Source organism: Desulfoluna butyratoxydans (assembly GCF_900699765.1).
GTDB classification, from domain to species: domain Bacteria; phylum Desulfobacterota; class Desulfobacteria; order Desulfobacterales; family Desulfolunaceae; genus Desulfoluna; species Desulfoluna butyratoxydans.
The window spans coordinates 292,854-304,767 of sequence record NZ_CAADHO010000003.1 but is presented as its reverse complement, the minus strand read 5'-3'; the positions used below and the strand labels follow the sequence as shown (position 1 = coordinate 304,767).

Sequence of the window (11,914 nt, the reverse complement as noted above, 5' to 3'; positions counted from 1 at the left end):
GATATTTCACCTATCCTGGCCAACGTGGTTTTCGATACACGATGGTTTACAATTTTGCAGACAGGGCCCTCAACGTCCGAAGGGTCACGGCCAGTGCCTCGGGATCCATCCCCTCGGCAATGGCATTGGCCCACACGGCTTGAACCTCAGTGACCCGCGCCAGCACAGCGCCCCCTTTTTCAGACAGGGTCACCAGCCTGGCCCGACGATGGTCCAGATTCTCCTGCAATTCGACGAACCCCCTGGATTCAAGCAGAGCCGTCGTCCTTCGGACACTTTGCCGCGTAAGCCCCTTGTCACGGGCAATCTGTGCCATGGTCAATGGCTCCTCCTGGATGGCCCCCAGTATCTTCCACGTGGCACTTGTCAGCCCAAACTCCTTCGTCAACTGATCCCCCGCCGCAATGAGAGCTCCGTTGAAGCGAAAGGTTTCAAGAATGATCTGTGTGAACCTTTCAGCTGCGTCTGTCCGTTTTGTTTGGTTTTCCGTATCCATGACAGCACCCTCCCATATTGACAGCACACTGTCAAATTAAAGAGACCCAAAGGGGGGATTTTGGTGGAACGAGGGATTTCCAACCGGCGTGCATCCAGAAAATCGGGTATGCCCCGGCTTTTTTCTGTCACAGAAATCGCGGACAACCCCAAAAGCCTGCTACAGGGGTGCCCACGAGAAGCAAACCATTTCACACCATAACACACAAAATGGCACGGGCAATGATTTCGACACCCTAAGCAAAACTTCACAAGATATTATTATTAAAGAATATCTTACAACAAGTATTGACGCACCAGGGCCTAAAAGCTTGCCCTCTGTGCCGGTCCTTTTCCGACATATTTCTTCGTGCAGCTTAACAAAGGAAATCCAAAAGATCTCGCAAAGGGTACCTTCACGCGAAACGACGATAAAAAAACACCGTTAGAAAAGACAAATTTTGTCTCTAACTCATTTCTAACATAGCGAACAATTCACCTCATAAAACAACATCCGCAATCGGAACCCACAACGATAGATAGAATATAAACAGATATATACGACCAAGAACAACACAAAAACAATGCTTTTTCATTACCGACAAAAAGGTCCAAACACGCCATCAAAGCCCATAAGAAAACAGGAAGCAAAAAAGTCATTCAAAATGGCTTGACAAAGAAAAACCATCTAATTTATAAACTGAAAACAACGAACCATTGTTCCTGTTTAAGCCTCGCAACACCTGTAAACGACCACCACCGAACACACGAGACTGACCTTCCAGAAATACGACGATGGTATTTACACCGTTGCCGGGTACCTCTCTCATTGCTTGATACTGTATAGTTTTATAAAAAATAAAAAAGGGAGCACAGAGTGCGGCCACACCCTGTACCCCCAAGGCATGAGAATAAGAGAAGTATTCTCACTGTTACCAGCCAATATATAGATACACCCGAGGTGTGTCAAGTTGGCGACCCTTCCTTATTCTCCTTATCCCAATAAACGAAACCTCATTTTTTTCCGCCCAGTCCCTTTGTACACCCCCGAGGGTGGCCTGCATCCTCAGGGAGCAAAATGACGCGCCCCTGGAGGGCTTAATTTTCCACAACGGATTTCTCATCGCCAGGTATTGTGAGGCAATAGATGGAGCCCATTTCCTGCATGATGAGCAAATACCGAGCCCTTACCCGTCAACAGAACCAGAAAAGGAGTCGGATGAATGAAACGCGTGTTGTGTATCTATTTTTCCCAAAGCGGCCAGTTGGGTGAGTGCCTGGATTCCCTGACCCGGCCCCTCAAAGCATTGGAGGGGGTGGAGGTTGAGACCCTGGTTCTCTCCCCGAAAAAGGCCTACCCCTACCCCTGGACCTTTTTCCGTTTCTTCGATGTGTTTCCCGAAGCCTACCTCGAAGTTCCGCCGGCCATGGAGACACCTGAAATGGAATTGAACCCGGGGGACTACGACCTGGTCATCCTAGGGTACCATGTGTGGTTCCTGAAGCTCTCACTTCCCATGCTGGGATTTTTGCACACCATGGGGGCTAAAGTTCTTGAAGGGACCCCCGTGGTGATGGTCAATGCCTGCCGGAACATGTGGCACCGCGCCTGGTTCCAGGCCAGCACCCTCGTCCGGAGACTAGGGGGCCGGATCATCGGCCATGTGGTGCTCATCGACCAGGGTCCCGCCTCGGCCACCTTCCTTACCACCCCCCTGTGGCTCTTCACCGGGCAAAAACAGGTAATCCGCTCCCTGCCGGCCGCCGGGGTCTCCACCCGCGACATCGACTCCCTGGAGGCCGTTGGCGATCGCCTTGCCGTGGCCCTGGAAAAAGATGAGTTAGATGAATGCCGCCTGGTCAAACTAAGCGACGAGGTGCCGGAGGTGAGCGGCAAATACATGCTGCCGGAAAAATTCGGCCTGCTCCTCTTCTGGCCCTGGGCCAAGCTGGCAAGACTCTCCGGCCGCCTCTGGTACGGGCTCCGCTACCCCATGGAGTTCCTGTTTTTCCTCTCGTTGTTTTTCTCGATTCTGGTCATCGTGCCCCTGTGCCTGGTGGGAAGCCTGGTGCTCCGGCTCTTTTTCCAGGGCCGCGTGGGGGCCTACCTGTCCTCCCTTCACAACCCCTTTGCCACGGAAAAAGGAAGCACGTAAGGGCTATGCCCTAAAATAATAATACATAACGATACTCCGACATAAATTCGATATGTATCGAATCAACGATCAAAAAATCATGCTGAGGACTTATGGGATGATCCCGTCATGTGTAATTTATTCTTGGCATGGCCCTAAAAGAGTCGAACCCTTTTCTAAGCGTACCCGATGTTATTGTCGTCAATCCATAACGTTTCACCTTCAACACAAAGGAGCCAACCATGAAAGACGTCTACATCAACGACATCGCTGTTGCACTGCCCAATGCCCCTGTTGGAAACGACGAGATGGAATCTGTTCTTGGCATGATCAACGAAACCCCGTCGAAAATCCGCAACAAGATCCTCAAGCACAACGGCATCAAGACCCGATACTATGCCGTGGACAAGGATACCGGGGAGATGACCCACACCAACGCCGAGCTCACGGCCGAGGCCATCAAGGGCCTCAAGCCTTACAACGGGTTTTCGGCCAGCGACATCGAGTGCCTGTGTTGCGGCTCCACCGTGCCCGACGTGACGGCACCGGGCCATGGCCTCATGGTACACGGCGAGCTCAAATCCACGCCTTGCGAGGTGATCTCAACGGCAGGCATTTGCCTGAGCGGCATCAGCGCCCTGAAATTCGGTTACATGAACGTGGCGTCCGGTTTCTCCAAAAACGCCGTGACCACGGGCTCTGAAATCGCCTCTTCCATCCTGCGCTCCAATTTTTTCAGACACAAAGAGACCAACGGCACCAAAGACATCGACAAAAACCCGGAGCTCATCTTTGACGCCGAATTCCTGAGATGGATGCTCTCGGATGCGGCAGGTGCCGTCTACATGTCCAATGAGCAGAACCCCGAGGGGCTCTCCCTCAAGGTGGACTGGATCGACCACATCTCTTTTGCCAGCGATTACGACACGTGCATGTACTCCGGCGGCAGGAAAAACAAAGAAGGAAAAATGGTGGGATTCCGGCAGACCAGCTCCCTTGAAGAAGCCGTGGACAACGACTTTTTCGCCCTGAAGCAGGACACCCGGCTCCTCGGCGACAACATCGTGAACATGGCCGTTCACCGCCACCTGAAAAAAGTGGTGGAGAACAAAGGGCTCGTCGCCGACGAGATCGACTGGTTCCTGCCCCACTTCTCCTCCCACTTCTTCAAAGAGCCCCTCTACAAAGGGATGCAGGAAATTGGTTTCCACATCCCCTACGAAAAGTGGTTCACCAACCTGAGCACCAAGGGCAACACGGGCTCCGCCTCCATTTACGTGATGCTGGAAGAACTCTTCAAATCCGGCAACCTGAAAAAAGGCCACAAGGTTCTTTGCTTTATCCCGGAAAGCGGGCGCTTCTCCAACGCCTACATGCTTCTCGATGCCGTGTGATTCCATCGGATAAGTAACGACCCGGCACCAAAGGCGGGGGTGCCGGCTCACAGGGAATAAAAAAGGCCCGGGGATGTTTCCCGGGCCTTTTTTGTCTGGGAGCCAGCTCGACATGGGTTGCACAGGTGCCGAAGCAGGGCAAGCCCGTCAGACCAGGTCCACCCAGCCGGAATCAGGGTCGTTTCCCCTGCAATCCAGACCGGCATAGGCACAATAGGTGTGTTTGCAATTGTGCCCGATGTAAATGAGCGGCGCATCTTCGGGAAGCGCCACTTGCACATCCCAACGGTAGGTCGTATTGGCCTCAAGTTCCTGGCCGTCGGCCACGGTGTACTGCAAATCCACCGTTACATGGGACGCAGAGATCGTCTCCACACGGCAACTCGAGTCCCCGTCCGAATCAAACACCACATCCGTATCGGTCAACTCGACCTCTTCCTGCCCCTGGACCTTCATATAGACCCGACTCATCTTCACCGGGGCATCCATGGTCTGGGCCACGACGGTGACCGTGAAAGGCCTGGTAAAAGAGAAGTCCTCGCATTCCACACACACCTTTGCAGCACCGCCCGTCACGGCGTTTTTCACGGCCTTCAACTTACCCAACAGTCCCATAACACATCCTTAATACAGATCAAAAAAATCACACCACACAGACATCTTTATCGCGAAATGAATCAGGGTGTATAGAGGGCGTGAAACAGCCCCGTTGCTAAACGCTCCGTGATACGAAAAAAGCTCACGTCACACAAGCAAGAAATTAAAACAGAGATAGTCTTATGCTACTTTTTGGTTACGCATTGAAGCCCACGGAGAGAGAGGTTTCATGCACAAGGTTCCTTCTCCACAAAACCAGAGTATTGATGCATGTCCCGAAAGGTTATTTCCATTTGCATGTGACCCTATGTTAGACCAATGCTTTTCAGCACAGCCGCTTGTCCTTGATTTTCCATGTCGAACCCCATCAAAAACGGTATACATCAATCGGACACTTTGCTAAAACAAACCCGAATTAAAACTATTTTTTAAGTAATTATAGCACTCGTCACAGCGGCTATGGCAAAAGTAAAAAATACACATTGGTATGCGTGATTTTTATCCGGCCACCCCCTGACCCGGACCTGCCGCTCTGATGCCTTGAATACGGGTGCACTCGACTCATGAAATATCCGGGCAAAGCCAGAATTGATGACCACCCCTGGTGCTGTTCATAAAAACACATGCAAAGATAAAGGTTCAGATGAGACTTGAAGAATACACACCGGAATATGCCATAAATTATCACCCGGCAGATATTGCCAGCATGCGCCGTGCGTTAAAACGATATACAGAGTTGATCCAAACAGGTGACGCATTTACCGCCTCCTATTGTGTTGCCCATTTTTACCATACCGGTGACAATATTCCGTTTTCCGCCTTTGACGATCATCCGGACCTTCAAAAATACCTCATGGAAGACGCCTACTACTTCCATAAGGATTCCGACATGGATAACCTCCAGGCATCCATGACCGGAGAAGACCTGTTGTTCCTGTGCGCTGTGATTCATCCCGAACTGGAAGAGGATATAAAAACGACCTGTGAAGCCATGGTTCGGTACGCCCGTGAGTTAAACGATTCGTCCGAAATGTGGATCACCGTGGAAACCCCCTTCGGGGTCGAGCCCCTGCACATCGTCGCCACCCGCTACCCAAAATACGGGTACCTGCTGGCCAGCTTTCTGGTGCCGTACTGGGATGACGAGCACATGCACGAACCCCTCTATCGCCTGGCCGCCTGGAAAAACAATCTGGGCATCACCGAAGATACCTTGAAGGCGTTTTGCTATGCCGACAACGCCACGGTTCGGGAAAACATGCTGGGGTATGACTCCTATGACGGGTACGACGACAGCGGGGACCCCATCGAAAGCAATTTCGACCTGATCACCCACTTCCGGGAACACCCGGACGCCTACGACACATTCAAGCAGATGCTGGCAGACCGTTACCGGGAGATGCCGCTTCTCCAGTATTCTAAGGACCTCGACGAGTACAACGAGACCCCGCTTCGCACCCTGGTCATGGAGATGCTGTACGTCCTGGGAACCGTGGACTTCTGGGACGATGATTTCGACGCCGATGCCTACCTCTCTCAGCCCTTTGTGACCACCGACGCCAAACAGGAAGCCGAGGAGCTCAAGGCCGATGTGGAACAGCGCCTGGGGCGCCCGGTTGTCATATCCCTGGATGAAAAAGAGCAAGAGAAAGCTCTGGAAGATCAAGTAAAAGAGCAGCAGGCCACTCCGCAAGCCGATGCCTGGCAGGAGGTAATCACAAAGGTGCTGCCGGACGGAGAGGCCCTCTGGCACTACATCGCCACGGGGGAAGGGCCGGAGGTGCAGGACGCCGTCAAAAAAACCGACCTGGCAAAAGGGGCCAAAAAAGCCAAGTGCGCCATGGCTTCCGACCTGGCCTTGCAGGCAAAATATGCTCCCATGGAAAAGTGGATTTTCAGGGAGATGGGCGCCTATGCAAAAGAGTGCCTCGCGCAGGATCCCATCCTGGGAAAAGAGCAAATTTTCCGGTTCTACGATGTGATGCACCGATGCATGGCCTCTCCCCCCATCTATTGCGAGACCCGTCGCGGGCTTGTGGACGAGCTGAACATTGCCACCGACGAGGAGTTGGAAGAGCGTTTCCCCACCACCTATAAAAAACAATTCGAGGTCCTGCCAACCAACGTCAGGGACTGGTACCAGTTCAGCGACCTCCACCGAACACTGCCGAAATTCTTCAGGCTTCTGCAGGAAAACGAAAAACAGGCGGCCCCCTACCTGCTGGAATGGTTCGCCCTGGAAAAGCCAAAAACTGAAGAAAAAGGAAAAAAAACCTGCCCGGCCTCCCCGCCAGCTGCCGCCGTCATGGCCAGCTATCTCGCCGTTCGGGATAACCGGGACAAAGCGTTTGGTGACCTTACCACGGCAGCCATGGCGTACCTTGAAGATTACGGCCCCCGGTTCATCCTCTCCTGCCTGGGGAGCCAGGGCCAATGGACCCTTTTTGATGAGTACGAAAGCGAAAAAGATGCAGTGTACGATACCGAATACCGGCAGAATCACCAAAAAGAGATCCTTAAAAACTACCACCACTGGAAACCGGTGGAACACTATGTCCGCACAGGGGAATTTGAAAAAAAATCGGGCCAGAAGGCCCTGGATGCGTTTGTGGCGTACTTCAACCGGTACGCCGAGATCGACGACGATGAGATTGCAAAACACCAGCCCCGGTATGGATGGATTGATGGGTCACAGGACGAGACAACCCTTGCCATGGTCATGGCCTACTGGGCTGTGAAGATCCCCTCGCTCAAAGGGGTGGAGATCTTCCGGAGGTTTTTAAAGATCGCCTTTCAGATGGCTCCGATGAAGGTGATTTCCCAGCTCAGCGGCATGCTGCCGGCACTGGAAAACATAGACGATATGGAGCTTTTTATGGACACTCTCTCGTCTTTAAAGCCCCTGGGCCTGGAAGAGGATGCCTATTGGAGTTATCAGCTCTACAGGATATACGACGATGGGGATGTGTATGACATCGACCCGGAACGGCCGGGTGACCTCTCCGCTGCGCAACTGCATTACCTCCAATTGTTGACCCTTTACCTCCAAGGGACAGCACCCGCACAGGCGATGAAAAAGAGCTCGCCTTACCTGGATGCCCCCTTTGATGCGATCCGTTCGGAACTCCGGATAGGTGTGCACCGCTTGCCGCGGCGACGCCTGATGAAAATCTATCGCCATGCCACCCGCGTCCTGGGCAGCCAGGAGGGGCTCACGGCAGAACTCGATAAGATGGCCTTAGACAAAGTGCGTCGTTCCTTGGAAAAAAATATCGCCCGCCTGCCCCACTATTTCGAAGCACGGTTAAAGCAACATCAGATCCCCTACGACGAAGAACCGGTTTCCGGCGACGAGTTGAAGGATTTTCTCGTGCCCGAATACCCTCCCTCAGACGACGCCATCACCGAAGATCGCTACGAGGAGATAAAAGCCGAGATTTTAGAGGACCACCAGAACGCCCACTACCAATGGTGCGTGATTCAAAAAACCACCCGGGGCATGAGGTTTCTCTGCAATGCAAAGATGCTGCGGTTCGGCCTGTGGTGCAACGAGCACAAAAAAGACGACCGCATCACCGCCTATCATCTGTTCATCACGGATGCTAGTTGCCCGCAGGCACTTATCGAGGACCTGGAAGCGCTCCAGCAGATAGATTACAAGGAGGCCTGGATGGAGCGGTTCGACACCTACTTACGAGGTGACACGGATTTTGAATCCATCCAAACCCTCATCGAATGCGGTATCTCTGACGACGAATTCCTCGAAGCCGATGGCTTTGATGATATCGACCTGGAAGACATCATCGACAACCTCAGCCCCAACCTGCAAGAGCGCCTGGTAAAAATCGCCGAAGCAAAGGATGTGGACTTGATGTAACGCGCCTGCCCTGAATTGCCTCCGGCTGACCCGCCGGAGGCAATGAAAAAAGATGTATTCCCCCCGAAGCAGGACACCCGGATCTTGGGCGACAACACCGTGAAGATGACCGATTATCGGTGCCTGGCTTGTGCTGATTTTTGCTTACTGCGCTGCAGACCACGAGGATGGTGGATCCATGTGCGATGTTTCCCGCAGTTCATCTGTCAGGTTTTTTCCAACATGGAGCATGATCAGAAGGGACCCAAGAAGCACAAAGGCAACCACCAGTCTCTCTTTTGCGTTACGGAACCTGTGTTTTTGCTGAGTCATTGCTTTTCACCCACTTTCTGAGGAACCTGATCAGTGATTCAATGGGCCTGATCGGGCAAAGGTAGCGACACCATGGGCGACGGATAAACAGGGACGCCAACACCACCAGCCCCAAAAGGAAAAACTGCAGGATACTTCCCTTCAGGTCAAACAGGGTGCCGAAAATTTCATAACTGGATATCCCCGGATTGCGATACACCATGGCAATGAGAATGGCCGCCAGAGCCAGACCGCGCTGAGTCCACGTAAAGAACAGCTTGTAGCGGGGAACGGCATGGGATTTGGCCCCGCCGATTGTGCCGAGGCACTCCTGCGCAGCGCCGAAGGGGCAAAACCACTCACAATAGGGATTTTTTCCGAACGATATCAGGCAAAACAGGATTCCACCGAGCAGCACATACCAATACAGATGGGTGTGCCAATCGGGCCAGAACCCCAAAAGCATTTTGTTGACAAGGGAGAGGGTCAGCGGGTTGGTATACATAAACCCCAAAGCAATCATGCCGGTGAGCATACTGAGCCAACGCACCTTTTTCTTGTAACGAAACGATTTACGGCGGCCAAGGAAGCCAAGGGCAAACAGCACAAGCAGCACCCCTTCCGGCGGTCCAAAGACAACCTGTACGGGTTTCCTGGCTGGAACCGGAAGATCCAGATTGTTTTCAGCCACAAATCGGCTTCCCTCAAGGGACGCCCGCGCCACTGCCCGGGAGGTGTATGTCGCCCCGCTAATGCCGTCGATATCGTCGCCAAGCCCAAAGGGATCGCTGAATTTTTTCCCGATAAAACAGGAAAAATAATCGCTTTCCTGAACGCGCTTAAACCACTCGGGCGTCTCCCTGTGACGAATCACAGCAAGACCCGTGATCTTGCCGTCAAGATCCGTTGCCACCGCCACGCTCATGGGCCCCCCGTAACCGGTTCCTTCCCCGACGCCTATGTAGCCGATCAGTTGGTCAGCCCCATAGGCTGCATAGCTTCCCTGGGATGTTTGTTCGATACGGTCCGCCCCGGGCATGGCCTGATACAGGCAGGGCTCCGTATCTGCATGCTCCAACGTAAACCCCGCAGCCCAGGCCGCGATAATGAGAAGCAGGGTCCCCACAGCTAAAACACGGTCCCTTTTTCGGGAGCTGTTGTGGCTACAGGCTGGCTTTTTCTTTTCGATCATGGATTCAGATGACATCTTTTTTTACCCAGGGCCCTTTCTGACCCTCCGCCTTCCATGGGCATGCCCACCAAAACACAAAACGATGACCGGAAGGAGCCCGGCCTGTTAACTAAGCCTGCCTGGCACGAACCGACCGTAAGGTCACGACAGCCATGATGACGATGGGCAGCCCCATAAAAACAACGCTTAACCAGGCAGCCCGGGGTTCGCCTTCGTTGAAGGAGCCAATGAAGGTCTGCCCCAGAAGCATAAAGGTGATAAACGCCAAAAGGGTCAGGACCCATTCATACCAGACCAGCCTCACGCACTTCTCTTTTAGCAGCGTGAAGAGGTAAACAGCCCCCCCTCCCATGATAAACCCGAGCAGCACATACCAGAACCAGTTCCAGCTAACGATACGCATGACATTCTCCTTTTCCTAAGAGCGTGATTTGTCGAGACCGAACAGGGGAATATCCATGGGGTCGACTTCCCAGGGAGACTTCTCCAAAGGGGGTTCCTGCCCATAGCCAAAGACGTCGTCCATCTTCCGGATGGCCGCGTTGAGGGCCGGGGCTTTGGCAATGGACATGCGAACCAGGTCATGCATGACGGCTTCATCAAACTTGGTAAAGGGGCAGACTGCCTGGCAGCGGCTGCAATCCGGATCGCCGCCGAGCATATAGGCAAAGCACTTCTTGGCGTCCTGATACCAGCCCTTGATGCCTTTGGCCTGCCAGGACTTGTCTCCCCCCCAGAAAGGTTCATCGGTTTTCGGAATGGCGCCGGACGGACACATTTCAGCGCACTTCTTGCAGACCCTACAGAAATTAACAATTCCGGCATCAATGGGCTTGGTTTCTGCCAGGGGCAGGTCTGTTACGGTGAGCATGACCGTACGGAAGTTGGTGCCCCACTGGGGGCTGACAAGGATACCGGCACGTCCGTACTCCCCCATGCCGGACATGATGCCGAAGCCGACACTGCGGCCAACGGCGGTCGTATCCCCGCCGTAGTGCTGGTACCCGAGGCCGTGCAGGAACACATTGATGCGGTTGGAGTAGATATTGGCCCTGGAGTATGCTGCGGTGTTGGACGAGGCCCAGCTCATGCGGTCGGTGTACTGAGCCATCCACAACGACTGCGGGATGACCGCACAGATAACCCACAAGTCCTTATCGGGCAGGACGACCGTACCGTTTCCGGCATCGTAGCCCTTGTCGACCTTCTCAAAACGGATATTCCCATAAAGGAACTTTTTGGTTTTCTTCGTGAGTTTGACAAACCCCATGTCCGCAGCGCCGAAGATACGCCCGGCAACCCGAAGCATACGCGAATTTTCTTCCGGCGTGCCTTCATACCGGGGCACCCCGAACTGATCGGGGGTATAGAACATGGTCGGATGCTCCCACCCGTTATAGGACGCAACCTCAGGCCCGGTCCACGACGGGGCGATGGAACTCAGGGCCCCCCACCCCCAGCAGTTGGCATCACCCAGGGCACGATCGCGAATGGAATAGCCCGGCACGTTCTTTTTAACCTTCTCGGTTGTGGAGGCTATGTTGCGCGCGTGGATCGCTTTGTATTCTTTCTTGTTATCCCACGCTTCGGGATTAAACAGGGTTTTATGGACTCCAGGAAATATCTCCATATGCTCCCAGTCGATCTCTACGGTGGGCTCATCGACCTCTTTGACCCACCAGGGCAAGTTGCGTTCCGCATAAGGCGATGCCATCATCTCATCCAGATCGGCAAAGGCCGGTGTGGCCGTTGACCCAAGGCCGACAGCCCCTGCTCCCACAGCTCCGGCACCAATCCCGAGCATCTTCATGAAATCGCGACGCCCCACTGTCGAGTGATAGGTTGATTTTCGAGAACCCGACCCACTCATATTTCCACCTCCCAGTCATGAACAAAAATCTGCAGGGGGTGCCCCTGCGTGTGTATGTTGTCTCTGTTCATAGTAAAGGGAGAC

General features: G+C 53.5%; 8 protein-coding genes. 3 read left to right on the top strand and 5 right to left on the bottom strand.

Translation table 11 applies throughout. The annotated features are described in order from the left end of the window. Positions 1–46: 46 nt before the first annotated feature. A complete protein-coding gene (locus tag MSL71_RS26675; protein ID WP_180139854.1) occupies positions 47–496 on the bottom strand; it encodes a MarR family winged helix-turn-helix transcriptional regulator in 450 nt (149 codons plus the stop codon). Positions 497–1,697: 1,201 nt separating this feature from the next. Between MSL71_RS26675 and MSL71_RS10255 the strand changes: the two genes are divergently transcribed. Both MSL71_RS10255 and MSL71_RS10250 read left to right on the top strand, forming a co-directional pair. Further along, the gene (locus MSL71_RS10255) at positions 1,698–2,630 is read left to right on the top strand and encodes a hypothetical protein (RefSeq protein WP_180139851.1); all 933 of its coding nucleotides are present in this window, start codon (positions 1,698–1,700) and stop codon (positions 2,628–2,630) included. Positions 2,631–2,851: 221 nt separating this feature from the next. Continuing rightward, positions 2,852–4,003, top strand: a complete 1,152-nt coding sequence (locus tag MSL71_RS10250; RefSeq protein WP_180139848.1) for a beta-ketoacyl-ACP synthase III — start codon at positions 2,852–2,854, stop codon at positions 4,001–4,003. A gap of 147 nt (positions 4,004–4,150) precedes the next feature. Here MSL71_RS10250 and MSL71_RS10245 read toward each other — a convergent pair whose 3' ends face one another. Then, complete coding sequence (locus MSL71_RS10245) at positions 4,151–4,618, bottom strand: hypothetical protein (RefSeq protein ID WP_180139845.1); 468 nt, start codon at positions 4,616–4,618, stop codon at positions 4,151–4,153. 718 nt (positions 4,619–5,336) lie between these two features. Between MSL71_RS10245 and MSL71_RS10240 the strand changes: the two genes are divergently transcribed. After that, complete coding sequence (locus tag MSL71_RS10240) at positions 5,337–8,477, top strand: hypothetical protein (RefSeq protein WP_180139842.1); 3,141 nt, start codon at positions 5,337–5,339, stop codon at positions 8,475–8,477. Between the two features lie 283 nt (positions 8,478–8,760). On the opposite strand, the gene MSL71_RS10235 is transcribed toward MSL71_RS10240, so the two are convergent. The 3 genes from MSL71_RS10235 to MSL71_RS10225 all read right to left on the bottom strand — a co-directional run bounded on the left by MSL71_RS10235 (position 8,761) and on the right by MSL71_RS10225 (position 11,830). Then, positions 8,761–9,960 (bottom strand): FMN-binding protein, encoded by a 1,200-nt coding sequence (locus MSL71_RS10235; RefSeq protein WP_180139838.1) that lies wholly within the window; start codon positions 9,958–9,960, stop codon positions 8,761–8,763. A 109-nt stretch (positions 9,961–10,069) separates the two neighbouring features. Further along, positions 10,070–10,363, bottom strand: a complete 294-nt coding sequence (locus MSL71_RS10230) for a dehalogenase (protein WP_180139835.1) — start codon at positions 10,361–10,363, stop codon at positions 10,070–10,072. A gap of 15 nt (positions 10,364–10,378) precedes the next feature. Then, complete coding sequence (locus MSL71_RS10225; protein WP_281374470.1) at positions 10,379–11,830, bottom strand: reductive dehalogenase; 1,452 nt, start codon at positions 11,828–11,830, stop codon at positions 10,379–10,381. Positions 11,831–11,914 lie beyond the last annotated feature (84 nt).